Raw genomic sequence first — 23,338 nt, forward strand, 5'->3', positions numbered from 1 at the left:
ACTTCCTATTGTAAATACTCAAAAAATCACTATTTTTATAAAAAATATCAATATGGAATTAAGTTATTGGGAGCTTAAAAATTGGTTTACAAATGTAGATTTTACTATTGTTGGTAGTGGAATTGTAGGCTTGCATGCAGGATTACGCTTGCGCGAAAAATTTCCCAAAGCTAAAATTCTGATTCTCGAAAAAGGAATGTTACCTCAGGGAGCAAGTACAAAAAATGCTGGTTTTGCTTGTTTCGGAAGCCTATCTGAAATAGTTGATGATTTAAAATCGCATACAGAAGAAGATGTAATCAAGCTTATTGAAAAACGTTGGAAAGGATTGCAGTTATTACGTAAACGATTGGGAGATCATGCAATCGATTTTAAACCTTATGGAGGGTATGAGTTATTTTTGAAAGAAGATGAAAAAGGATACAATGAATGTTCCAGCAAATTACCTTTTGTGAATGAAATCCTTAAACCTTTTTTTAAGACAGATGTTTTTGCTAAAGAAGTAGACTGTTTTGAGTTTAAAGGGATTCATGAGTATTTGGTTTTTAATCCTTTTGAAGGACAATTAGATACGGGTAATATGATGCAAGCATTGTTAAAAGAGGCAATTGAAGCTAATATTTTGATTTTGAATAAGCAAACTGTTACGTCCTATTTTGACAAAGGGAATAATGTCGAGGTTGCATTAGGCGATTTTACTTTTACTACAAATAAAATTCTATTCGCAACAAATGGGTTTGCTAGTAAGCTTACAGATGGAGGAGTAAAGCCTGCAAGAGCACAGGTTCTTATTACAGAACCTATTCATGATTTAGAAATTAAAGGGGCATTTCACTTAGATAGAGGGTATTATTATTTTAGAAATGTGGGTGATAGAATTTTATTAGGAGGTGGTCGAAATCTTGATTTCGAAACCGAAACTACAACCGAATTTGGGCATACAGAAATAATACAAAATAAATTGGAAGATTTGTTGAAAAATGTAATTTTACCAAATCAAAAAATTGATATCGCTCACAGATGGAGTGGGATAATGGGAGTAGGAAATAGTAAAAACCCAATTGTGACCCAATTCTCTGAAAACGTATATTGTGGCGTTCGATTAGGAGGAATGGGAGTAGCAATAGGTAGTTTAATAGGAACAGAATTAGCAGATTTAATATAATGGCGACTAAAAAAGCAGCACCAAAAAAAACAACAACAAGTAAAGCAAAACCAACTTCTAAAAAAAGCAACAGGTCATTTGGTAGTAAAATAGTTCGTTTTTTTTGTAAACTCCTTTTATGGTTCTTTGGGATTTCAATATTTTTTGTGGTGCTTTTTAAATATGTCCCTGTCCCTTTTACACCTTTAATGGTAATTCGTGGTATTGAAAATAAAATAGACGGAAAAGAGAATTATTTTAGTCACGATTGGGAGCCAATTGAGAATATATCCATGAATTTACAAAAAGCAGTTATTGCGAGTGAAGATGGAACTTTCTTGAAACACAATGGTTTTGACTTTAAGGCATTGCAAAAAGCATATAAAAGTAACGAGCGTGGCAGAAGAATAAGAGGGGGAAGTACGATATCACAACAAACAGCCAAAAACGTCTTTTTATGGCAAGGGAAAAGCTATTTCCGTAAAGGACTAGAAGCTTATTTTACAGTCTTGATCGAATTAGTTTGGGGGAAAGAACGTATTATGGAAGTGTATCTTAATAGTATCGAAATGGGAGATGGAGTATATGGAGCCGAGGCTGCAGCGCAACATTGGTACCGCAAGAGCGCAAAGAGTCTTACACCTATACAAGCTGCGGGAATTGCAGCTATCTTACCAAATCCCCGTAAATTTAAAGCAACCGGATCTTCAAGCTACATAAATAAAAGAAAAAATAAGATTGTTAAAGTAATGCGTAGCGTTGGTAAAATTAATTATGATGGTACCAAAAAAGGGACTTAGTATTCTGTTTATTTTAGCAACCACTTTTGTTTTTGCCCAAAGTAGAACCAGTGAGATTGGATTGATTACTGATAATGATTTATATACATCGTCTAAAAATGACATGTATTATACAAATGGTTTAGAGCTTTTCTATCGTTTTTTATCAAAGAATGAGAATGAAAAGATAAACAAGAAAATTACAGAATTTCGTCTTGGACAATATATTTATAATCCAAGATTTATTAATAAATCGGCTGTTGATAAAAATGATCGTCCTTTTACAGGATATTTTTTTGTAGAAGCAGGCCGAAGTTTTTTTTATCAAAGCGAATCGGTTTTAAAGACAGATTTTCAGTTAGGTTTTATGGGACCAAATGCTTTAGGGAAAGAAACTCAGGAAAGTTTCCACCATTTAATAGGGTATAAAAATGTATATGGTTGGGAAAATGAGCTTAGTAATGCTTTTGCCGTGCAGGCGCATGTTATGTATTCAAAGAAATTATTCCCAACGAAACACAATGATTTTATTGATCTTCATTTTCAGTCTGAAGCAAATCTTGGGACTATTTTTACAGGGGTTTCTACAGGATTATTAACTCGAATTGGTTTTAAGAGATTACTCCCAATTTATGATTCTAATTTGCACGATGCTTCAGTAAGTTTTGTACCGAAATTTAATATTAGAGAGTTTTACTTTTACGCAATGCCAAGCGTTAATTACCAGTTTTATGACGCTACAATTCAGGGTAGTATGTTTAACAATTCAAGTCCAATAACTTTTGACTTACAACCGCTTCGTTTTAATGCTGAGTTTGGTTTAAAATATCGCCACAATAATTTTAATATGTCTTATTCTTTTATTTACCGTGGCAAAGAATTAAAGGGAGATCCGTATAATACTAATACGGGGTATTTCTTTGGCTCTATTCGATTTGGGTATTTGTTGAAATAGTTTTTTTTAAGTTACTAAGGTTCTGAGGTTTTTATAACTCGCAAACTCGCAAATTTTTTTATTCAATATAGCTTTGGCTAGAGCGAGTGTCCCTTGCTCTGCGAAGTCTCCCGAATTCGTAGCGACAACGATAGGAAAATATAGCTTTGGTAGAAAGTAAAAGAAAAATAAATTAGAGTGAGTACGAAGTCAGGAGACTTCGCACAGCAGGTGTATTAGGAAGCCCTTAAGAAACCGCCTTAAAATCGATTTTCAGTCAAAATAACTTTAAAATGAAAAAAGCAGCATTCAAAAATATTGAAATGCTGCTTTTTAATTTGAATTATAATTTTAAAGCATTTCTAATCTGTCTGTCTGGTTTTTACGAAATAAAAAATAGTACCAATAATCAGAATTGGTAAAACAAAATAATAATAACTTACAAAATGATAAGCGCCATTATAGCTAGCTAAATAAAAATAATCAGCAAGGTAAAAATAGGCAGATAATAAAACACAGAGTACCACAAAAATTAAATAGTATTTAGTAACTGAGTTCATTTTCAGGTATGAAATTGGTTTAAGGAACATCAATAAATATTTTGAAGAATGTTTCTCCTGAGATTCCTCTATGCGTTTTTCTAATTTTTGTATTAAAATTTTCCTCAAATAAAAAACTGTCCCAATAATAAAAGCTGCAACCACGAAAAAGAAATAACTTATTAGGTAGTAAGTATCATACAAATTAATGGTATAGAAATATTGGTAAAAGTAAAAATAGATAAACAACAAAATGCAGAGTGTAACAAAAATTAAATAATTTCTATTTAGTGTTTTCATATATTTTCATTATTAAAAAAAGCATTATACATTTTGAAATGTCCTAAATATATTCCTTGAAAACTAATATTATCTATGACAGAATGGATTAGTTCTTGTGGGAATTTTTGATATAGGAGTTTCTTTTCTACAATCGATTCTACATCTAAGATTAAATCTTTCAATTTTCTAGTGTCCGTATTTGCCAGTTCAAGTTCATTTATTTTTAATTGTGAAAAAAAAGGACTAGGTGAATGCTTCATCGAAACAATTACATAATAAGGACTTAGGATACTTAAGTATAATGTAATGGAGAACAATTTACCATCTTCAAAAACATTTAAAAAAAACTTAACACATCTGTCCTGATTATCTAGTCTTGAGAAATCTTCAAAATCTTTTAAAACTAAATCTTCTTCAAATTCAGCTTTAATACTACTTCTTAATTTCTTGTTTCCATCAGAATTAAAAAAATCTATAGTTGTCGACAATCTTTTATACTCTTCAGTTTGAAGGTATTTTTCATTTTCATCCCAAGGACATATATTCTTAGGATAAAATAAATAAGCCAAATTTACTAAAACTTCGTTTATCATATAAATAATTTAATCACAATTTCCTGAGCTTAGTGGATTCGTTTTATATTGTGTGGCTGTGAGATTCGAATATGAGTTAAAATTTACTATGCCTCCATTGGTATAGTCCCTATATTCCTTAATTAATTTTTCTTGAAAATATAATCTAACTGTTAATTCTGAAACTTCTGTCTTACCAAATTTAGCAATTGTTTCATCCATAGCTAGCTGAAGAATTCTTGCAGAAACTGTTGCCGCAACGCCTGAACTTACATCTCCATTACCTTTGTTGAAATTTATTGGCATACCAAAACTTATAGGCTGGGGGTAATTGATAATTTGTGTTATCTGAACATGGTTAGGTGGAGTTAATAAAACAACTTTAAAACTAATATTTTTAATCAATGCTTCTTGCCAATTAGCACCTTTTTTTGCTGTAAAATTAAAACTTTCACAACTAGGAGGAGGAGAATCTGCAGGATTTGTTGTTGACCCACCACTACTACCTCCGCCGCCACGAGGAGGATTTGTATATTCAGACGGATTAATCACACCACCATATGAGGGACCACGCGGGATAAAGGTCATAGGAGGAAACGATGGTGGTGATGATGGAGATTTAATTATAACTTCTCTAAGCGGTGTGCCAGGAAAACCACCACTACCACCAGTTGGTTCTTCTTCATCGGGACAATAATAACAAGGGTCGGCTATCATTTTTCCTTGTTCATTATTTATGGAAGGGAGTATTGATATATCATCTAACTAGTTTATATAAACGACTAGCTATATAAAAGATTAAAGAAAACAATAAAACAAATGTTGCTATTGGTGTATAAGTAAATGCGTAATAGGTATCTTTAATATTGATATCCAAACAATATTCAGTTGGATAGATGTAGCCATAAATCAATAATCCTATTCCTAAAATTAAAAGTGCGTAAATAAAGTATTTCATAATCTTGTATAGTATTCATCCAAAAAGAATGCATTAAAAAAAGTAAACTCGCCAAACGGAATAAATCCTTTGCTAATTTGTGGGAGCTTGTAAGTTAGTAATTCTGATGGAAATTTTGTAATTCTAAGCTTTTTTTCAACTAATTTAATGATTTTATTAATTTCTGTGGCGTACAGAATTTCTAACTCTTCATTTTTATAAGGTCTTCCAATCCATTTTACTTGTTCTAAATCAACTAATGTATCAAGAACATAATATGTGAAATATGGACACAAGATACTAATGTTTAAACAAATAGAATGAAGATGGCTTCCGTTCATTTTAGTTAGTTGAAAATTAAAGGCTCTATCACCAGAGTTAAACAGAGTTGCATCATGAAAATGCATCGTTAAATTTATGGCTTTAAATTCTTCTATTAATTCATTTAGATATCCTTCATTACGATGCATATTTTCAAATAAAGTTAATGTTTTACATAAATTTTTATGCTCACAACTTTCGTTGTATTTTTCTACTTCATTAAGTTCTGAAATATTATCAGGGTAATTTGAATTTGAAATGTTTTTTAAAATTTCTATCAGCATATGTGTTTAATTACAGTTACCTGGTAAAAACCAGTTGCTTTTATATTCTGTTGGAGTAACGGTTTTGCCTGGGTTAATTTGAAGTCTGCTTCCTGGAGTCATTAATTCAAAAGTGTTTTTTAAAGCTTTCTTAAAGAATTCAGTAACCATTAATTCAGTTGCTGGAACAGCTTTATAATAATCTCTTGTTTGTTTCATTGCCATATCTATAGCTTTTGCAGTAACACTAGCTGCTGTTCCTGGGGTAATATCTGTATTTCCTACTATTGTATTTGTTGGCATTTGAAAAGATACAGATTGCGGTAATATAATTGTTTCGGTACTAGTCCTTAAGGGAGTCAAAGACTGAACTATTACAATGTCAAATTTAATATTTTTTACAGCAGCTTCTTGCCAAGGCAATCCCGCCATTTTTATAAAATTGATACTAGCACAATCAGGATAAACCTCTTCATTATTGCTTTTCGATCCACCACTACTACCTCCGCCGCCACGAGGAGGATTTGTATATTCAGACGGATTAATCACACCACCATATGAGGGACCACGCGGGATAAAGGTCATAGGAGGAAACGATGGTGGTGATGATGGAGATTTAATTATAACTTCTCTAAGCGGTGTGCCAGGAAAACCACTACTACCACCAGTTGGTTCTTCTTCATCGGGACAATAATAACAAGGGTCGGCTATCATTTTTCCTTGTTCATTATTTATGGAAGGGAGTATTGATATTTTCCCTTCTAGAACAACTTTATTGTTTTCAAATTGAGCCGCTTTTATAAAACCATTTTTCAAATCCCAAGAGCTAATGTAACCATTGAAATCACCCCCATCTATCGTTTGACTACTTGCTAGAACATCTTTATCGGGATATATCTCGAATAATAATGCTTTGAAATTACCTTCATCTAATTTATAAAGATATAATTTCTGTGACCAAATTTCCTCTTTATCTTCTTTTAATTCAATAACAGGGACAATAATAGTTTCTGTTCCATCTTCTGATTTCGTAATGTTTGCCTCGCTCCAGTTGTATTCTAAATTCTGAAATAATTCATAATTAATACCATTAGATTCATATTTATCAAACCATGTTTTAGCTGATAGAATACTTTTCGCCTGAGGTGTTTGTTCGTCAGTTACTAACTTTTCGGTTTCACAACTCCATACTATGAGAAGAAAACAGCATAGTAATACTTGTGCAATTCTTTTTAATTTGTTTTTCATTTTTTACTGGTTTAGTTATTTAATTGTCATTTGTAAAAGCAATAAAAAAAACCGTAATCGTATATTTCAAATCGGATTACGGTTTAGCATTTGTTTTCTCTTATTAAACAATTTTAATGACGTGCTTTATTTCCACTTACTAATTCAGAAATATTTAAAATGTGTTATATTTTATTCGAAAAACAAATGATTTTCTTTTGTGAAATTTTCATTATATCCTATTTTCTCAGGTTGGTTCGTTACCATTTAGTATAACCATATGTTGCTATTATTCCTTTATAAATAAATCTATTGTTGTGGTATTTAGTATAATAAAATTGATTTTTAAACTAAATGTTACGAGTAAATATAAGTGTATTTTTCTTATATAAAAAAATAAAATAATATTAATTTGTAAGTTTATGATTATTTTTAAGGTGTTTTTGTAATGCGTTAGAAGTTTTAAGCTGTGGCTTCTTGGGTTTACGGGGCATTTTAAAATAAATAGCAATGAGGAGAAAACAGCATAATTTAGCATTTACGAAAAGCAAAAATTATAAATTATTTTGTGTTTAATGAGCTATGAGATTAAATTTAGAAAGAATAATAGCTTTATTATAAAAAAAATAACCCTTGCAAAAATTAATTTGCAAGGGTTATTGTTCTATTATGTGGAGAATATCGGATTCGAACCGATCACCTCTTGCCTGCCAGGCAAGCACTCTAGCCAAATGAGCTAATCCCCCAATACGATAGCAAATAAAGTCATTTAATTGGCAAAAAGCAAATTTCAAAACGCATCACCTTAAAATAGTTGTCAAAATCGTAACTTTACAATCAAATCTATTTTTTATGAGCTCAGAAAATCAATACGGTTCACTTCATACCATAATTCAAAATAATATAGCAACAGTTGAGTTTTATCATCCAGCAAGTAATTCTTTTCCTAGAACTTTGCTTAATAAATTAACTGCTGAAATCGACAACTTGAGTAAAAATGATGCTGTTACAGTTGTTATTTTAAGAAGCGAGGGAAATGGTGCTTTTTGCGCAGGAGCTTCTTTTGATGAACTTCTGGCAGTTGAGAATGAGGAGCAAGGAGCTGAGTTTTTCTCAGGGTTTGCTCATCTTATCAATGCTATGAGAAATTGTTCTAAAATAATTGTCGGACGTATTCATGGTAAATCTGTTGGAGGAGGAGTTGGTATTGCCGCGGCTTGCGATTATGCATTTGCTACACAAGAAAGCGCAATAAAACTATCAGAACTGGCAATCGGAATTGGACCATTTGTTATTGAGCCTGCTGTTTCTAAAAAGATTGGAAAAACGGCTATGACTGAGATGACACTTGCAGCCCATGAATGGAAATCGGCTACTTGGGCAAACCATAAAGGACTTTTTGCAAAAGTATTAGATAACGAAGTGGAGTTGGACGAAGAGTTGTCTCATTTTGCATTAAGACTGGCAAGTTATAATCCTGAAGCGCTAAGCGAAATGAAAAAAATTATTTGGCAAGGCACTGAGCATTGGGGTTCATTACTTTTGGAACGTGCACAGATTTCGGGAAAATTAGTTTTGTCTGATTTTACAAAGTCAGCTTTATTACAATTTAAAAAATAATTAATATGAATGTTTTTTTATCCCTTCAGCAAGTAGATGTTGCAGAGAAAATGAAGACTGCTCCTGATAGTAGTTATCAAATAGGAGTCGTGATAGGTTCGTTTATTCCATTCGTTATTTTGGTTGGAGTAGCGTACTGGATGTATAACCGAGCTAAAAAAAGAGACCAAAACGGTTTTTAATTTAGTAAATTTGCAACCTAAAATACAACTCGATGAGTAATATCAGAATTACAAAACAATTTAGTTTCGAAACAGGACACGCACTTTATGGTTATGATGGGAAATGTAAAAATGTTCACGGACATAGTTATAAGCTCTCAGTAACAGTTATTGGTTCACCAATTACGGATCGTAATAACGTAAAGTATGGGATGGTAATTGATTTTTCGGATCTAAAAAAGATTATAAAAGAAGAAATTGTAGATCAGTTTGATCACGCTACAGTTTTTAATGAAACAACACCACATATTGAATTGGCAAACGAACTAAAAAATCGTGGACACCATGTGATTTTAGTTGATTATCAGCCAACAAGTGAGAATATGGTTGTCGATTTTTCTGAAAGAATTATCAAAAGATTACCAACAAATATTTCTCTTTTCTCTTTAAAACTTCAAGAAACAGAATCGTCATTTGCAGAATGGTATGCAAGCGATAATTTGTAATCGTAATATATTTTCATGCAATTACCCAATAATAAAAAAGTTTATTTTGCTTCTGATCAACATTTTGGAGCACCTACACCCGAATTAAGTTTTCCTAGAGAACAAAAATTTGTTGCGTGGCTTGATGAGGTAAAAAAAGATGCTGAGGCAATTTTTTTATTAGGTGATCTATTTGATTTTTGGTTTGAATATAAAACAGTAGTTCCAAAAGGGTTTATTCGTGTTTTGGGGAAATTAGCAGAAATTCGTGATAGCGGAATTCCTGTATATTTCTTTGTAGGGAATCATGATTTATGGATGAATGATTATTTTGAAACAGAACTTAATATTCCTGTTTATCATGATAATAAAGAATTTACTTTTGGAGGAAAAACATTTCTGATAGGTCATGGAGACGGAAAAGGCCCCGGAGATAAAGGGTATAAAAGAATGAAAAAAGTCTTTACCAATCCATTCTCAAAATGGATTTTTAGATGGCTTCATCCTGATGTTGGAGTGAAATTAGCACAATATTTATCAGTAAAAAACAAATTAATTTCTGGAGCCGAAGATGTAAAGTTTTTGGGAGAAGAAAATGAATGGTTGGTATTATATGCGAAGCGTAAATTAGAAACTAAACATTATAATTACTTTGTTTTTGGCCACCGCCACTTACCTATGATTCTTTCTGTAGGTCAAGATTCTAATTATGTAAATCTTGGTGACTGGATTGGATATTTTACCTACGGTGTTTTTGATGGTGAAACTTTCGAACTGAAAGAATTTGGAAAATAATCTGTTAGAGAAAAACAGCCAGGTTCACAATTTTATTTAACGATACAGCAAAAATGGTAGCCATATAAGTTATGAACTCCCTTGTTTTAATTATTTTAAAATAAGGGAGTTATATTAGTTTAAACCAACTCCATAGACATATTCTTCTAGCTCAATTTTGAATAATGAGCCTTTTACTAAATCTTCAATTGCTTTTAGTTCGTCCATAGAAACAGCCAAGTCTATTTGAGAGCAAGGAGTCTTTAGTAAAAATTTATGGCATTTATTTTTTAAGGCACACTCATCACAACAGGCATTTGTCATTAAGCTGTCTTCGATTAAATCATCAAAATCTTTTAATTCGGATACAGAAAAGTAAAATCCAGTTTCTTTAAATATCAATTGTATTTTATCAAATAGAGTTTCATTATGGCTCTTCCAATAAAAAGAAATTCCGAAGTCGTTATGATATATTTGTTCTATTTCTCTCATGATCATCAATTATAAAACAAATATAATTATTATTTATATTTGTTCTAAATAAAAAAATCATAAAAAAGCTTAAATTTTGTTAATGGAATAGCTAATCTATATGAACTTATGTTGCTTGTGTCTTTTAACTGAATTGAAAGTAATAGGTTTTAAACCCGTTTTTAATAGCTATAAAGTTTGGTTTCCAACAATGTTCTTTATTACTACATATTTTGATGGTCTTCCATATCTTTTTGTAAATCCAGATTTCTGAAAGTTGGAGATTTTATGCCAAAGCCTAAAACGGTTAAGAGTGTCATACTTCCACCAAAAACAACCGAAGTGACTGTTCCCATAAGTCTTGCTGTTAAACCGCTTTCAAAAGCTCCTAGCTCATTAGAAGAGCCTACAAACATTGAGTTTACTGCAGCAACACGGCCACGCATATGATCTGGAGTTTTAAGTTGCAGAATGGTTTGACGTATAACGACTGAAATTCCATCGGCAACACCACTTAAAAATAAAGCAGCAACTGATAGCCAGAAAATAGTAGATATACCAAACGTAATTATGCATAATCCAAAAACAAAAATTGCTGCTAAAAGTTTCATTCCTGCTTTTTTATACAAAGGAACATAGGCAGAAATTAGCATAGTAATAAAGGCGCCTACTGCAGGAGCAGCCCGCAATATACCGAAACCTTCGGGACCAACTTTTAAAATGTCTTGAGCAAATATTGGTAATAAAGCAACAGCTCCACCAAAAAGAACAGCCACCATATCAAGAGATAATACGCCTAATATCGTTTTGTTATTAAATACAAACCTGATTCCTTCTTTTAGACTTTCTATAACTGGCTCGCCAATTTTTGGATTTAAAATAGGTTTTTTGCTAATTTGTGATAGTGCGATTAACGCAAAAAGAGAACAAGCAAAAACAGAACACATAGACCAATGAACACCAATATAGTTAATTGAAAATCCTGCAATAGCTGGACCCAAAACAGAACCTACTTGCCAAACTGAACTGCTCCAGGTAGCAGCATTAGGATATAATTTTTTAGGTACAATTAAAGATAAGAGAGAAAAAATAGTTGGGCCTAAAAATGCTCTTACTAATCCGCCTAAGAAAACCAAAAAATAAATAGAATATAAAATGGCGTCTTTAGAAAAACTGCTTACCATTTTTGGCCATGTTAGTAAAAATAAGCCAAAACTAATAACCGAAAAACCTAAAATACATTTAACTAGTAGCCCTTTTTTTTCATTTTGATCTACAATATGACCAGCAAATAGAGCCATTGAAACAGCTGGAATTACTTCCATTAAACCAATGATTCCTAACGAAAGTGGATTTTTGGTTAAGCTATATACTTCCCATTCGATAACGATAAATTGCATAGACCAGGCAAAAACCATGGCAAAACGCAATACTAAAAAAACATTAAACTCTCTATAGCGCAACGCAGCGTACGGGTCATTTTTTTTGATTTTATCTGTCATCTTACTGAATGTCTTTTAACATTAATTGTGTAGATATAGTACCGTTCCATTCATTTTCTGAGATGCAATAAGTGGCTTGAAATGGTTTTTGATGAGTTGTAAGATCTAGTTTTTTTCCTAAACCGAATCCTATTGCCGAAATTCCTTCGGAGTTGTTTTGTTTTACAAAGAGCTTAAGATGGTCTTCATCTGCCCCCATCGCTTTTGCATAACCTGTATCTTTTATGTTTTTTGTCATAAAAACAGGGGTCATATTAAGAGGGCCAAAAGGTTCAAATTGTTTTAAAATCCGAATTAACTTTGGAGTAATATCTGTAAAATTAATCTCGGCATCAATTTCTATTTCCGGAGTTAACATTTCGGGTAGAATTGTTTTTTCTACCTGTTTTTCAAAGGCTTCTTTAAATGTTGGATAATTTTCTTCTTTCAAAGTCATTCCAGCCGCGTACATATGTCCTCCAAATTGTTCCAAATGTTCAGCACAGGCATCTAGAGCGTTGTATACATCAAATCCTTTTACAGAACGAGCAGAAGCAGCATATTTATCACCACTTTTTGTAAAAACAAGTGTTGGTCGGTAATAGGTTTCTATTAATCGTGAGGCTACAATACCTATAACACCTTTGTGCCAATCCTCCTGAAAAACTACAGTTGAAAATCGGTTCTGTTCTTGATTTTTTTCTATTTGTTGAAAGGCTTCTTTAGTAATTTGTTTGTCAAGATCTTTACGATCTGCATTGTATTTTTCTATTTCTGATGCAAATTGTTGGGCTTGTTCAAAATTGAATTCAGTCAACAATTCTACAGCATGGTTGCCATGTTTAATACGGCCAGCAGCATTAATACGAGGAGCTATGATAAAAACGACATCGGTAATGTCGAGTGATTTTTTCTTTACTTGGTGAACTAACGCTTTTATTCCAGGTCTTGGATTGCTATTAATAACCTGTAAGCCATAATAAGCCAAAACTCTATTTTCGCCTGTCATAGGAACAATATCTGCTGCAATAGCAGTTGCAACTAGATCTAAGTAAGGAAATAAATCATCAATAGTTTCATTGCGGTTTGTCCCTAAAGCCTGAATTAATTTAAAACCTACACCGCAACCACATAACTCATCATAAGGATAAAAACAATCTTCTCTTTTTGGGTCTAAAACAGCAACTGCATCAGGAAGGGTATCTCCTGGGCGGTGGTGATCACAAATAATGAAATCGATATTTCGTTCTTTTGCGTAAGCGACATGGTCAATAGATTTTATACCACAATCTAGCGCAATAATCAGTGAAAATCCATTGTCATCGGCAAAATCAATTCCCATAAATGAAACTCCATAGCCTTCTGCATAGCGGTCCGGAATATAGGTTGCTACATTTGGATAATATGATTTTAAATAAGAAGAAACCAAGGAAACAGCAGTTGTACCATCGACATCATAATCTCCAAAAACGAGGATGTTTTCCTGATTAGCGATTGCTTCCTCTATTCGGGAAACTGCCTTGTCCATATCTTTCATCAGATAGGGATCGTGGAGATGTTCTAATGATGGGCGAAAGAAATTTTTAGCATCATCGAAAGTTTCAATGCCACGTTGAATTAAAAGTGTCGCAACAAAATTTTCTACATTTAGTGCTTGTGCTAAATGGTTGATTTTATCTTCCGATGGTTTTTCTTTTAATGTCCAGCGCATTTAGATTTCAGATTTTAGTCCCGATCCCGAAACTTCGGGACGGGATTGATTTTAGTATTTTAATGCCACAGATTAAAATGATTAGAATGATTTTTTAATCTGTAAAATCTGTGGCAAAGAACATTTACTTTTAATTTTGTCAAATTTCAAAACTTTGTCAAAGATTCTGAATGATTGAACGGAGTCGAGATTCTTTGTTTAATGAGAGTGTTTTCGACTGCGCTCAACCTGATAAAAGGGAATGTGTAATTTTATTTCAATTCCAAAGCAGTTCCTTCAAACTTAATTCCGTCCCAACCTAAGTTGATGAAATTTCTAATGTTTTGGTGACTGGTTCCGTTTGGATCTCCTAAAACTTCTTCGAAGTAATAAGCGCCAAAACAAGCTAAAGTTTCTTCTTGAGAAAGGTTTTGCAATTTCGCGAAAGCAAATAATTTACAAGAACCTGAGTTTTCGCCAGCAGCATTGTGTTGAGTTCCATTTTGGAAAGCAGTTGGAGTAAATGTGTAATTCTCTTCGATTACTGCAATAGTTTCAGGAAAAGTTATTTCGGTTGGAGTTTGTTTTAGTTTTTCTAAAAAGGCTTGTATGCTCATATTATGTTTTATTAATATCTTTAAAATGATCTTAATTGTCAGTTCGAGCGGAGTCGAGAACCAATTGTTGCATCTCGACTCCGCTCGATGTGACAAAATGGTGTTTGAACTAACATCGTGTTAATCTTCTTCGTCTTCTTCTTTGTCATCCTTAGAAAATTTACTTTTCTTAGGTTCTTTTATTATTGTTTTTCCAGCAACAACTACAACAATTTCTCCGCGTGGTGCTGTTTTTTCAAAATGGTTTAATACTTCTTTTGCGGTTCCACGTACATTTTCTTCATGTAGTTTTGATAATTCCCTGCACACGCAAACCTGTCTGTCTTCGCCAAAATATGTGATAAATTCAGCCAGTGTTTTTACTAATTTATGTGGAGAAACATATAGAATCATCGTTCGGGTTTCCTCAGCAAGAACTAAATAGCGGGTTTGTCTTCCTTTTTTATCAGGCAGGAAACCTTCAAAAACAAACTTGTCATTTGGTAATCCGCTATTTACAAGTGCTGGAACAAAAGCTGTTGCACCTGGTAAACATTCTACCTCAATTTTATTTTCAACACAAGCACGAGTAAGTAAAAAACCAGGATCTGATATGGCTGGAGTTCCTGCATCCGAAATCAAGGCAATGGTTTCTCCTGCTTTTAATCTTGCGATTAAATTCTCGGTAGTCTTATGCTCGTTATGCATATGATGACTGTGCATGTGCGTACCTATCTCAAAATGTTTTAAGAGTTTACCACTTGTACGAGTATCTTCGGCTAAAATTAAATCTACTTCTTTAAGAATACGAATGGCTCGAAAAGTCATGTCTTCTAGGTTGCCAATAGGCGTAGGAACGATATATAATTTAGACATATTTTTTTTAAATATTTAAACACAGATTGCACGAATTAACACGAATGATTAGAATGTTAAAAATTTCACGAAAATAAATTAGTTTAAATCTGTGGAATTCGTGTTTTCGTGTTTATGAGAATTTTTTCTCGATAATAGCAACGAAACGTTCTGCATATTCGTCTTTTCCTTCCCAGTTGTTGTAATCTGGTTTTACCATGTTTTCAAGAAATTCATTGGCTTCACCAAAACTATCAAATGTGATTAGTTGGTTTAAAACACGATTGTAGTCTTCAGGACTGTTTCCAAAAAGATGTTTTGTAAATGCAATACGATCGTTAAGGTCAATATGAAAGCCCTTAGAAAGTTTTTCGTTTAAAGAAACAGGTTTAGATTCTTCTAAAACGGCAGTGGTTGCTGCTTCTTTCTTTTTTTCTTTAAATTCTGTTGGAGCTGGCGGTGTTGAAGCAGGAGATGCAGCTTCAAAACTATCTACTTTTACAAATTGTGCATTGCTATAATCGATACCCATTATGTCTTCGAACGAAATATGAACTACATCTGATTTTTCTGGAGTTTCTTCTTTTACTTCTGGAGTGAAATCAAATGAAGGAGTAAAATTTGCAATTGGAGTTGCTACTTCCTCAATTTTTTCTTCTTTAATAGATTCTTCTATGGTTATTGGTTCAGGAGTTTCTGCAACTACTTCTTCAATAATTTCTTCCGTTTTACTTTCGATTACTTCTTTTAAAAATGGCTCAGGGATCTCTTCTGTAGATTCTGGGATTTCTGCAATAACCTCTTCTTCGATAATTTCTTCTGTCTTGCTTTCGATTACTTCATCTACAATTGGTTCAGGAATTTCTTCGATAACAGCTTCTTCTTCGTTTACAATGATTTTTTCTTTTGCAATTGGTTCTTCAATTACAATAGTTTTTACTTCTTCCTTTTCAAATGCAGTTTCAATTGTAGCATTTATTTGACCACGACCAATAGTTGGTTTAGTCTCTTCAAAATTTTCATCAATAAACTTTAAAACGGCTAATTTTTCATATAATTTCTGCGTTTCAAGATATAATTGATTGATATCGGACTTGTTTTTAAGTTTTAAAATTCGATGTGCAATGCTGATTAAATCGGCTTCCAATTTTTTTTTCATAACGTTTGAAAATTATAATGTGTTAGGCATATTTATTAATGTGTATTCTTTTGAGTGAAATCAAAAAATGAAAGAAACATTGTGCAATATTCTTTTTATTTATTTAAATAAGTGCTCTTGAATCTTCGATTTGATAAAAATTTTCTACTTTTGAAAAACGTAAAAAGTATTGAATTTTTATGTTGATTTATTACTTGTACAAAGTAATGAAAACTATTCATTTTTAAAGGTAGAAAAATACAAAATGTTTCTCGAAAATACAGTAAATCACAAAGAACAGTTTGGTTGGATTGAAGTTATTTGTGGGTCAATGTTTTCGGGTAAAACCGAAGAGCTAATCCGCAGATTAAAACGTGCTCAATTTGCCAAACAAAAAGTCGAAATTTTTAAACCCGCTATTGATACCCGCTATCATGACGAAATGGTTGTGTCGCATGATGCAAACGAAATTCGTTCAACACCAGTCCCTGCAGCCGCTAATATTGCTATTCTTGCACAAGGCTGTGATGTTATCGGGATTGATGAAGCTCAGTTTTTTGACGACGAAATTATTACAGTATGTAATGATCTTGCTAATCAAGGAATTCGTGTAATTGTTGCAGGATTAGATATGGATTTTAAAGGCAATCCGTTTGGTCCAATGCCAGGACTTATGGCAACAGCCGAATATGTGACCAAAGTACACGCAGTTTGTACAAGAACAGGAAATCTTGCTAATTATAGTTTTCGTAAGACAGATAATGATAAATTGGTTATGCTTGGTGAAACTGAAGAGTATGAGCCATTAAGCCGTGCGGCATATTACAATGCAATGAAAAAAAATCAGGAAAAATAGGTTGTTGTTTTTCTGGTATTCTGAATAATATTTTAAACTAAAAGAAGCAATGCAAGAAAAAGAGAGTAAAAGAAAACAGAATATTTGGTTAATAATTACAATTGGTGTTGCACTTGTTTTGGTGGGCTTCTTTCAATTTTATTTTTATGAAAGTGCTGATGAGGTAAAAACGGAAGTGAAAGAATTGGTAGGGAAGTATAATAAAAATTGTCCTTTAACAATTCAAGAAGGAATTCGTTTAGATAGTGTGAGTCTGCATGAAGATAAAGTTGTTCAATATAATCTAACATTACTAAATGTAGAAAAAGAAACTGCAGATGTTGCTGTTATACATGAAGAAATTGAAAAGAGCTTGTTGAGTACAGCCAAAGCAAATTCAGGGCTTGAAGTTTTTAGGGAAAATGATTTTACATTGGTTTATAGCTATAATGACAAAAAGAAAGCATTTTTGTTTAAGGTTACAGTTCTTCCAAGTCAGTATAAATAAATAATTCTTATATAAAATAAAACCCGACAGGTTCTTGAACTTGTCGGGTTTTTATATTTTAAAATATAAAGAATTACATTTTCTTACGCATTCTTGCTACAGGAATATCAAGTTGTTCACGGTATTTTGCAATAGTTCTTCGGGCGATAGGGTATCCTTTTTCCTTTAGAATTTCAGCAAGTTGATCATCTGGAAGCGGTTTCCTTTTATCTTCTTCTTCAATTGTATTTTGTAAAATTTTCTTGATTTCCAAAGTCGAAACATCTTCACCCTGATCGTTTTTCATCGCTTCTGAGAAGAATTCTTTTATCAGTTTCGTTCCATAAGGAGTTTCTACATATTTGCTATTTGCAACACGTGAAATAGTCGAAATATCTAATCCAACCATATCGGCAATATCCTTAAGAATCATTGGTTTTAGTTTGGTTTCATCACCATCTAGGAAATATTCTTCCTGATAATGCATGATCGCATTCATGGTTACATATAATGTTTCCTGACGTTGGCGAATAGCATCTATAAACCATTTAGCTGAATCCAGTTTCTGTTTTATAAATTGTACTGCATCTTTTTGCGCTGTCGATTTATCTCGAGAATCTTTATAGGTCTGCATCATTTCCTGATAATCTTTGGAAACGTGTAGTGATGGGGCGTTTCTTCCGTTTAAGGTTAATTCAAGTTCGCCATCAACAATGCGGATTGCAAAATCGGGAACTACATTTTCAGTAACTTTATTATTTCCTGTAAATGCGCCTCCTGGCTTTGGGTTCAATCGTTCTATTTCATGAACTGCTTTTTTAAGCTGTTCATTCGAAACATTGTATTTTTGTAACAGTTTGTCGTAATGCTTTTTGGTGAAAGCATCAAATTGATTCTCGATAATATCGATTGCCAATTCTACATATTCTGTTGGAGTTCTGTGTTTTAATTGTAGTAATAAGCATTCCTGTAAATCACGTGCGCCAACTCCTGAAGGTTCTAGTTCGTGTATTACATGTAGCATTTTTTCAACCGTTGCTTCATCGGTATAAATACCTTGCGTAAAAGCCATATCATCTACAATATCAGGAATACTTCTTCGTATGTATCCCATATCATCGATGCTTCCTACTAAGAACTCAGCTATTTCACGCTCTTCATCGCTTAATATAAAAGTATTTAACTGATTGATTAAATCTTGATGAAAACTAACTGGTGATGCGAATGGAGTTTCACGCTCTTGATCATCATCACTATAGTTATTGGCTTGAGTTTTATAATCTGGAGTATCGTCGTCGCTTAAATATTCATCAATGTTAATATCGTCTGCTTCGATTCTGTCAGACTCTGCGTCATCATAATCATCGTATTCTTCATTCGCAAATTCATCTGCTTCGTACTCTTCTTCTTTTCCGGCTTCTAAAGCTGGGTTTTCGTTCATTTCTTCTAATAAACGCTGTTCAAATGCTTGCGTAGGCAATTGAATTAACTTCATCAGCTGAATTTGCTGAGGAGATAATTTTTGAGATAATTTTAAATTTAAAAATTGCTTTAGCATTTATTTTTGTTTGAAAGTTCAAAGTTTCAAGTTTCAAGTTGTACAAACCTGAAACCTGAAACTTGAAACATTTTTTTAAACTTTATTTTTTTTTAAAATTCTGCATTTCCAGGAGTTCTTGGGAAAGGAATTACGTCACGTATGTTTGTCATTCCTGTTACAAACAATACCAAACGCTCAAAGCCTAAACCAAAACCTGAGTGAGTTGCCGATCCAAATCTTCTAGTATCTAAGTACCATGATAATTCTTCTTCGTCAATTTCTAGAGCTTTCATTTTTTCAATTAAAACATCATAACGTTCTTCTCTTTCAGAACCACCTACGATTTCTCCAATTCCAGGGAAAAGGATATCCATTGCACGAACTGTTTCTCTTCCTGGTTCAGTGTTGTCATTCAAACGCATGTAAAATGCTTTAATGTTTGCTGGGTAATCAAATAAGATTACAGGACATTTAAAGTGTTTTTCAACTAAGTAACGTTCGTGTTCTGATTGTAAATCAGCTCCCCATTCGTTAATGATATATTGGAATTTTTTCTTTTTATTTGGAGTTGACTCTCTTAAAATATCAATTGCTTCAGTGTAAGAAACACGTTTGAAATTGTTTTCTAATACGAAGTTTAATTTTTCTAATAAGGCCATTTCGCTTCTTTCTGCCTGAGGTTTTGATTTCTCTTCGTCTAGTAATCTAGTCTCTAAAAATTTCAAATCATCCGGACATTTGTCTAACGCATATTTAATTACGTACTGAATAAAATCTTCAGCCAAATCCATATTGTCATCCAAATCATTAAAAGCAACTTCAGGCTCAATCATCCAAAACTCAGCCAAATGGCGAGAAGTATTTGAATTTTCTGCTCTAAAAGTAGGTCCAAAAGTATAAATTTGACCTAAAGCCATTGCATAAGTTTCACCTTCTAATTGTCCAGAAACGGTTAAGTTTGTTTCTTTTTCGAAGAAATCTTCTTTGTAATTGATCTTTCCATCTTCTGTTCTCGGAGGGTTGTCAAAAGGTAAAGCGGTAACTTTAAACATTTCTCCAGCGCCTTCAGCATCTGAACCAGTGATGATTGGTGTGTTTACATATACAAATCCTTTTTCTTGAAAATAGCTATGTACTGCATATGATAATACGGAACGAACACGCATTATTGCTCCAAACATGTTTGTACGTACACGCAAATGCGCATTTTCACGTAAAAAGTCTAAGCTTGGTTTGTTTTTTGGCTGTATCGGGAATTTTTCAGCATCTGAATCTCCTAATATTTCTAGTTTTGTAACTTGGATTTCAACATTCTGACCAGCACCTTTACTTTCTATCAAAGTTCCAGTTACCGAAATAGCGGCACCGGTAGTGACTCTCTTTAAAGTTTCATCTGGTGTATTTTCAAAATCAACAACACATTGTATATTATTAATGGTAGAGCCGTCATTAAGAGCAATGAACTGATTATTTCTAAAAGTTCTTACCCATCCTTTTGCATTAACTTCCTGAAGCGTCGTAGTACTGTTTAATAAGTCTTTAACTTTTGTGTGTCTCATTTTAATTTTAGAATTGATATTAAAAATTGTCTTTCAATCGAATTGCAAATATAATCGAAATGTTTGTAAATGCCATAAGGAGTCAATCGTAATTAGTAAATGTATCAATTTGGTATTTGGCCCATTTGAAAATGAGATAATCTGTCAATTAGAAAATTAGAAAATGCATGAATCATGCAAGGTTTTTTATTTATCTTATACGATACTATATTGTTTTCTGACAGGTTTTAGGATTTGTTAGATGTTTAATTGAATGATATAGTAAAAATAAAACCCCGATAGATTTTTAATTTATCGGGGTTAATTGTCTTATTGATACATTGTCTAATTAACTGGCACCCAACCATGCTAGTAAAAAAACTAATAATAGAAGAATGCCTACAATTATGAAGATAACTATTGCAACTTTTTTTAAAAATACGTTGATAGGACTTTTTGGTCTTACGCCTGCTACTGCTCCAGTATTACCATTAATGTAAAAGATATTTTTCTGACCTTTATATTCATAGGTAGCTACATAAAGAGGCAACAAAATATGTTTGAATTTTATGTTGTTGTATTGGCTTTGTATAGACTTAACCTTTGTATTGCTGCCTGAGCCTACTTGAGAATTGATTTGCTTGCTAATTGTCTCGTCGATTGCCTTTTTGCCCACATAAAACCCTTGTTTTAAACCGAGTTTGTGTTTTTCAACAATGTAGTCACTTAGGTACTGGTCGTTGGTATTAACGAGATTCTTTGTGATCCAAGGACCTACTTTTGCTAATAAATTAGTGTCAACAGTTCCAGATGCAGGAACAACGATGTCGTCAAAAAATAGAGAAAGATTACCTGACATAGATTGAAGATAAGTATTGTTGCCATTTACTTGTTTTCTTTCTACGTTATAATTAGAATTGGTTTGTACGTCAAATGTCCAATGAGGAACATAAACTCCAGATAAATCTATAGAAGAAGATTGGATTTGTTTGGTAAACCAAGTGTCTTTTGCCCAATTATAACCCAATAGGGCTGCCTTTTGCTTATCTATTTTAAAAGGTAATAAATATTGAGGCTTAATGGTGCGGTCTTCTTTTGTGCTAGCATCTATTAATGGAGTGTTACAATATGGACAATCAGAAGATTTTGAATTTATATTTATTGTTGAAGCTGCGCCACAACTTTTGCATTGTAGTGTTTCTTCAACAACTGAATTTTCTGACTCTAATTTTTCAAGATAGGTTACGAAATCATTTTCCTCGATAATAGTTTGTTCTTGTGGAATAATGTTTTTGGTATTGCAATATTCGCATATTAAAGTTGTTGTACCAGGTTTATATTTTAATCCAGCTCCACAATTTGAACAGTCGAAAGCTTTTAGTGTTTCGTTTTTAATTTCGGCGTTTTCCATTTTATAAAATTAGATGTTAGGTAGAGGAGGAGGAGTTTGAGAAAATAAATTTTGTAGCTCAGAAACACTCGATGCTTTTTGCCATCCCGTCATTCCTTGATTCCATACTAAAGTATCTGCTAGCAGTTGTCCTTTTTCGATTAAAGGCAAAAGTTGACTTTCGTTAAAGGGTCCAGCTTGTGCATTATTAATAGCAACAAAATATGTTGTTCCTGTTGTTGGTAATGGTGGAGGTGTTTGAGGAGGTATCTGATGGCTTGAAAAAGAGGAAAAAGATGTTGTTTGAAATGGTTCTTCAAAAGATTGCATCATTTGCCTTGCCATGTTCATGCCAGTTCCAAAACTAAAAGCGGTTCCTGCTATTCCAGATGGATTTTCGGCAGCTTTCTCGATAGATTGAGCTGTTTTATACTGCGTAAACTTTTTCATGTCAATCTTGTTAAGACGACTTAATTCGAAAATTTCTTTTTTAACATCCTCTGGCATAGAGGTGTTTTCTAGTAAGAATTTGCTAAGCTCAATTCCGTAGGTAGCAAAATCATCTTTCATGATAGCAAAGATGGTAGCCGAAAGTTCGTTGGTATTACCTACGTATGATTCTATAGGTAGCTTAGCTTCGCCGATAGCATCGGTAAAACGAGATACTATAATACTTTTTAATTGTTCGTTAATCTCTTCGGTAGTAAAATGTCCGTCGGTACCAACAATTTCTTTTATAAATTTTTGAGCATCGACAATTTTAAAAGTATAAGTTCCAAAAGCTCTAATTTCAAGCATTCCAAAACGGTCATCATTTAAAATTAAAGGATTTTTAGTTCCCCATTTTTGATCGATAAAATTTCGTGTATTTATAAAATAAACTTCAGCTTTAAAAGGACTATTGAAATCGTATTTCCAACCCTTTAAAGTAGATAAAATAGGTAAGTTTTGGGTGTTTAAGGTGTAAGTTCCAGCATTGAAAATATCAGCAATCTTACCTTCATTCATAAAGATGGCTTGCTGTCCTTCTCTAACGATAAGCTTACTATTGTTTTTTATTTCATTCTGATATCTTTCGAATCTGTAAACAAGAGTGTTGTTGCTGTTGTCTATAAATTCAATTATATCTAGAAACTCATTTCTTAATTTTTCAAATATTCCCATTTTAATTTAGTTAAAATTATAATCAAATGTATGAATAATTTGCATTTTGTTTTAAGAAAAAATATTTATTTCAATCTTTTAGGTAGTCTTATTCGTTAGGTTTTATTTCTTTTAA

The 23,338-nt window shown here is 32.7% G+C and carries 24 protein-coding genes and 1 tRNA gene; 9 read left to right on the forward strand and 16 right to left on the reverse strand.

Annotation, left to right across the window (positions count from 1 at the left end):
- The first annotated feature begins 52 nt into the window (after window positions 1-52).
- Genes LPB87_RS11965 through LPB87_RS11975 form a run of 3 tightly spaced genes read left to right on the forward strand, consistent with a single transcriptional unit; the run spans window position 53 to window position 2,878 of the window.
- Entirely contained in the window at window positions 53-1,165 is a 1,113-nt protein-coding gene (locus tag LPB87_RS11965; protein WP_230728050.1) for an FAD-dependent oxidoreductase, read from the forward strand.
- Complete coding sequence (mtgA, locus tag LPB87_RS11970) at window positions 1,165-1,944, forward strand: monofunctional biosynthetic peptidoglycan transglycosylase (protein ID WP_230728051.1); 780 nt, start codon at window positions 1,165-1,167, stop codon at window positions 1,942-1,944. Before LPB87_RS11965 ends, mtgA begins: the two co-directional genes overlap by 1 nt.
- Window positions 1,919-2,878, forward strand: a complete 960-nt coding sequence (locus LPB87_RS11975; RefSeq protein WP_347349641.1) for a lipid A deacylase LpxR family protein — start codon at window positions 1,919-1,921, stop codon at window positions 2,876-2,878. The genes mtgA and LPB87_RS11975 overlap by 26 nt, the downstream gene beginning before the upstream one ends.
- Window positions 2,879-3,692: 814 nt before the next feature.
- Here LPB87_RS11975 and LPB87_RS11980 read toward each other — a convergent pair.
- From LPB87_RS11980 to LPB87_RS12005, 6 genes are all read right to left on the reverse strand, one after another.
- Window positions 3,693-4,271 carry a hypothetical protein gene (locus LPB87_RS11980; RefSeq protein WP_230728052.1) on the reverse strand — a complete coding sequence of 193 codons (579 nt, stop codon included), beginning with the start codon at window positions 4,269-4,271 and terminating at the stop codon, window positions 3,693-3,695.
- Window positions 4,272-4,280: 9 nt separating this feature from the next.
- Window positions 4,281-4,967: a hypothetical protein gene (locus tag LPB87_RS11985; RefSeq protein WP_230728053.1), complete on the reverse strand. Its 687-nt coding sequence runs from the start codon at window positions 4,965-4,967 to the stop codon at window positions 4,281-4,283.
- A gap of 40 nt (window positions 4,968-5,007) precedes the next feature.
- Window positions 5,008-5,208 carry a hypothetical protein gene (locus LPB87_RS11990; RefSeq protein ID WP_129540624.1) on the reverse strand — a complete coding sequence of 67 codons (201 nt, stop codon included), beginning with the start codon at window positions 5,206-5,208 and terminating at the stop codon, window positions 5,008-5,010.
- On the reverse strand, window positions 5,205-5,792 hold the full coding sequence (locus LPB87_RS11995; protein ID WP_230728054.1) for a hypothetical protein: 588 nt from the start codon (window positions 5,790-5,792) through the stop codon (window positions 5,205-5,207). Before LPB87_RS11995 ends, LPB87_RS11990 begins: the two co-directional genes overlap by 4 nt.
- A 6-nt stretch (window positions 5,793-5,798) precedes the next feature.
- On the reverse strand, window positions 5,799-7,019 hold the full coding sequence (locus tag LPB87_RS12000; RefSeq protein ID WP_129540626.1) for a hypothetical protein: 1,221 nt from the start codon (window positions 7,017-7,019) through the stop codon (window positions 5,799-5,801).
- A 651-nt stretch (window positions 7,020-7,670) separates the two neighbouring features.
- A tRNA-Ala gene (locus LPB87_RS12005) sits at window positions 7,671-7,744 on the reverse strand.
- Window positions 7,745-7,850: 106 nt separating this feature from the next.
- Between LPB87_RS12005 and LPB87_RS12010 the strand changes: the two genes are divergently transcribed.
- From LPB87_RS12010 to LPB87_RS12025, 4 genes are read left to right on the forward strand one after another with little or no spacing between them, the layout of a single operon-like run.
- Window positions 7,851-8,618: an enoyl-CoA hydratase/isomerase family protein gene (locus tag LPB87_RS12010; RefSeq protein WP_129540627.1), complete on the forward strand. Its 768-nt coding sequence runs from the start codon at window positions 7,851-7,853 to the stop codon at window positions 8,616-8,618.
- A gap of 5 nt (window positions 8,619-8,623) precedes the next feature.
- On the forward strand, window positions 8,624-8,800 hold the full coding sequence (locus LPB87_RS12015; RefSeq protein WP_164998741.1) for a hypothetical protein: 177 nt from the start codon (window positions 8,624-8,626) through the stop codon (window positions 8,798-8,800).
- Window positions 8,801-8,832: 32 nt separating this feature from the next.
- Complete coding sequence (locus tag LPB87_RS12020) at window positions 8,833-9,285, forward strand: 6-carboxytetrahydropterin synthase (RefSeq protein ID WP_129540628.1); 453 nt, start codon at window positions 8,833-8,835, stop codon at window positions 9,283-9,285.
- Between the two features lie 15 nt (window positions 9,286-9,300).
- Window positions 9,301-10,059, forward strand: coding sequence for a UDP-2,3-diacylglucosamine diphosphatase (locus LPB87_RS12025; protein WP_230728055.1), 759 nt, complete (start codon window positions 9,301-9,303; stop codon window positions 10,057-10,059).
- A gap of 114 nt (window positions 10,060-10,173) precedes the next feature.
- Here the strand turns inward: LPB87_RS12025 and LPB87_RS12030 are convergent, their stop codons facing one another.
- The 6 genes from LPB87_RS12030 to LPB87_RS12055 form a co-directional block, all read right to left on the reverse strand.
- Window positions 10,174-10,530 carry a hypothetical protein gene (locus LPB87_RS12030; protein ID WP_230728056.1) on the reverse strand — a complete coding sequence of 119 codons (357 nt, stop codon included), beginning with the start codon at window positions 10,528-10,530 and terminating at the stop codon, window positions 10,174-10,176.
- A gap of 203 nt (window positions 10,531-10,733) precedes the next feature.
- Window positions 10,734-12,011, reverse strand: a complete 1,278-nt coding sequence (locus tag LPB87_RS12035; protein ID WP_230728057.1) for an MFS transporter — start codon at window positions 12,009-12,011, stop codon at window positions 10,734-10,736.
- Between the two features lies 1 nt (window position 12,012).
- Window positions 12,013-13,701 (reverse strand): single-stranded-DNA-specific exonuclease RecJ, encoded by a 1,689-nt coding sequence (gene recJ, locus LPB87_RS12040; protein WP_230728058.1) that lies wholly within the window; start codon window positions 13,699-13,701, stop codon window positions 12,013-12,015.
- 251 nt (window positions 13,702-13,952) lie between these two features.
- Window positions 13,953-14,297 (reverse strand): HopJ type III effector protein, encoded by a 345-nt coding sequence (locus tag LPB87_RS12045; protein WP_230728059.1) that lies wholly within the window; start codon window positions 14,295-14,297, stop codon window positions 13,953-13,955.
- Window positions 14,298-14,417: 120 nt separating this feature from the next.
- Window positions 14,418-15,152: a 16S rRNA (cytidine(1402)-2'-O)-methyltransferase gene (gene rsmI, locus LPB87_RS12050; protein ID WP_129540635.1), complete on the reverse strand. Its 735-nt coding sequence runs from the start codon at window positions 15,150-15,152 to the stop codon at window positions 14,418-14,420.
- Between the two features lie 112 nt (window positions 15,153-15,264).
- The gene (locus LPB87_RS12055) at window positions 15,265-16,290 is read right to left on the reverse strand and encodes a hypothetical protein (protein ID WP_230728060.1); all 1,026 of its coding nucleotides are present in this window, start codon (window positions 16,288-16,290) and stop codon (window positions 15,265-15,267) included.
- Between the two features lie 244 nt (window positions 16,291-16,534).
- Between LPB87_RS12055 and LPB87_RS12060 the strand changes: the two genes are divergently transcribed.
- Both LPB87_RS12060 and LPB87_RS12065 read left to right on the forward strand, forming a co-directional pair.
- Complete coding sequence (locus tag LPB87_RS12060) at window positions 16,535-17,125, forward strand: thymidine kinase (RefSeq protein ID WP_039115440.1); 591 nt, start codon at window positions 16,535-16,537, stop codon at window positions 17,123-17,125.
- 49 nt (window positions 17,126-17,174) lie between these two features.
- Complete coding sequence (locus LPB87_RS12065) at window positions 17,175-17,612, forward strand: hypothetical protein (RefSeq protein ID WP_230728061.1); 438 nt, start codon at window positions 17,175-17,177, stop codon at window positions 17,610-17,612.
- Between the two features lie 73 nt (window positions 17,613-17,685).
- Here LPB87_RS12065 and rpoN read toward each other — a convergent pair whose 3' ends face one another.
- The 4 genes from rpoN to LPB87_RS12085 all read right to left on the reverse strand — a co-directional run bounded on the left by rpoN (window position 17,686) and on the right by LPB87_RS12085 (window position 23,223).
- Complete coding sequence (gene rpoN / locus LPB87_RS12070) at window positions 17,686-19,149, reverse strand: RNA polymerase factor sigma-54 (protein WP_129540638.1); 1,464 nt, start codon at window positions 19,147-19,149, stop codon at window positions 17,686-17,688.
- Window positions 19,150-19,241: 92 nt separating this feature from the next.
- Window positions 19,242-20,690: an asparagine--tRNA ligase gene (gene asnS, locus LPB87_RS12075; RefSeq protein WP_129540639.1), complete on the reverse strand. Its 1,449-nt coding sequence runs from the start codon at window positions 20,688-20,690 to the stop codon at window positions 19,242-19,244.
- 328 nt (window positions 20,691-21,018) lie between these two features.
- Complete coding sequence (locus tag LPB87_RS12080) at window positions 21,019-22,080, reverse strand: hypothetical protein (RefSeq protein WP_230728062.1); 1,062 nt, start codon at window positions 22,078-22,080, stop codon at window positions 21,019-21,021.
- Window positions 22,081-22,089: 9 nt separating this feature from the next.
- On the reverse strand, window positions 22,090-23,223 hold the full coding sequence (locus LPB87_RS12085; RefSeq protein ID WP_129540642.1) for an SPFH domain-containing protein: 1,134 nt from the start codon (window positions 23,221-23,223) through the stop codon (window positions 22,090-22,092).
- Window positions 23,224-23,338: the final 115 nt, after the last annotated feature.

Origin of the sequence: Flavobacterium sp. EDS, assembly GCF_020991525.1 — a bacterium.
Taxonomy (GTDB): Bacteria; Bacteroidota; Bacteroidia; order Flavobacteriales; family Flavobacteriaceae; genus Flavobacterium.

Excerpts from the sequence above, each read along its gene's own strand:
- LPB87_RS12045 (WP_230728059.1), bottom strand. The coding sequence starts at position 14,297 with ATGAGCATACAAGCCTTTTTAGAAAAACTAAAACAAACTCCAACCGAA.
- LPB87_RS11965 (WP_230728050.1), top strand. The coding sequence starts at position 53 with ATGGAATTAAGTTATTGGGAGCTTAAAAATTGGTTTACAAATGTAGAT.
- LPB87_RS11980 (WP_230728052.1), bottom strand. The coding sequence starts at position 4,271 with ATGATAAACGAAGTTTTAGTAAATTTGGCTTATTTATTTTATCCTAAG.
- asnS (WP_129540639.1), bottom strand. The coding sequence starts at position 20,690 with ATGAGACACACAAAAGTTAAAGACTTATTAAACAGTACTACGACGCTT.
- LPB87_RS11990 (WP_129540624.1), bottom strand. The coding sequence starts at position 5,208 with ATGAAATACTTTATTTACGCACTTTTAATTTTAGGAATAGGATTATTG.
- LPB87_RS11985 (WP_230728053.1), bottom strand. The coding sequence starts at position 4,967 with ATGATAGCCGACCCTTGTTATTATTGTCCCGATGAAGAAGAACCAACT.
- LPB87_RS12020 (WP_129540628.1), top strand. The coding sequence starts at position 8,833 with ATGAGTAATATCAGAATTACAAAACAATTTAGTTTCGAAACAGGACAC.
- LPB87_RS12030 (WP_230728056.1), bottom strand. The coding sequence starts at position 10,530 with ATGAGAGAAATAGAACAAATATATCATAACGACTTCGGAATTTCTTTT.
- LPB87_RS11975 (WP_347349641.1), top strand. The coding sequence starts at position 1,919 with ATGATGGTACCAAAAAAGGGACTTAGTATTCTGTTTATTTTAGCAACC.
- LPB87_RS11995 (WP_230728054.1), bottom strand. The coding sequence starts at position 5,792 with ATGCTGATAGAAATTTTAAAAAACATTTCAAATTCAAATTACCCTGAT.
- LPB87_RS12080 (WP_230728062.1), bottom strand. The coding sequence starts at position 22,080 with ATGGAAAACGCCGAAATTAAAAACGAAACACTAAAAGCTTTCGACTGT.
- rsmI (WP_129540635.1), bottom strand. The coding sequence starts at position 15,152 with ATGTCTAAATTATATATCGTTCCTACGCCTATTGGCAACCTAGAAGAC.
- LPB87_RS12055 (WP_230728060.1), bottom strand. The coding sequence starts at position 16,290 with ATGAAAAAAAAATTGGAAGCCGATTTAATCAGCATTGCACATCGAATT.
- LPB87_RS12025 (WP_230728055.1), top strand. The coding sequence starts at position 9,301 with ATGCAATTACCCAATAATAAAAAAGTTTATTTTGCTTCTGATCAACAT.
- LPB87_RS12060 (WP_039115440.1), top strand. The coding sequence starts at position 16,535 with ATGTTTCTCGAAAATACAGTAAATCACAAAGAACAGTTTGGTTGGATT.
- LPB87_RS12015 (WP_164998741.1), top strand. The coding sequence starts at position 8,624 with ATGAATGTTTTTTTATCCCTTCAGCAAGTAGATGTTGCAGAGAAAATG.
- recJ (WP_230728058.1), bottom strand. The coding sequence starts at position 13,701 with ATGCGCTGGACATTAAAAGAAAAACCATCGGAAGATAAAATCAACCAT.
- LPB87_RS12010 (WP_129540627.1), top strand. The coding sequence starts at position 7,851 with ATGAGCTCAGAAAATCAATACGGTTCACTTCATACCATAATTCAAAAT.
- LPB87_RS12000 (WP_129540626.1), bottom strand. The coding sequence starts at position 7,019 with ATGAAAAACAAATTAAAAAGAATTGCACAAGTATTACTATGCTGTTTT.
- mtgA (WP_230728051.1), top strand. The coding sequence starts at position 1,165 with ATGGCGACTAAAAAAGCAGCACCAAAAAAAACAACAACAAGTAAAGCA.
- LPB87_RS12085 (WP_129540642.1), bottom strand. The coding sequence starts at position 23,223 with ATGGGAATATTTGAAAAATTAAGAAATGAGTTTCTAGATATAATTGAA.
- LPB87_RS12035 (WP_230728057.1), bottom strand. The coding sequence starts at position 12,011 with ATGACAGATAAAATCAAAAAAAATGACCCGTACGCTGCGTTGCGCTAT.
- rpoN (WP_129540638.1), bottom strand. The coding sequence starts at position 19,149 with ATGCTAAAGCAATTTTTAAATTTAAAATTATCTCAAAAATTATCTCCT.
- LPB87_RS12065 (WP_230728061.1), top strand. The coding sequence starts at position 17,175 with ATGCAAGAAAAAGAGAGTAAAAGAAAACAGAATATTTGGTTAATAATT.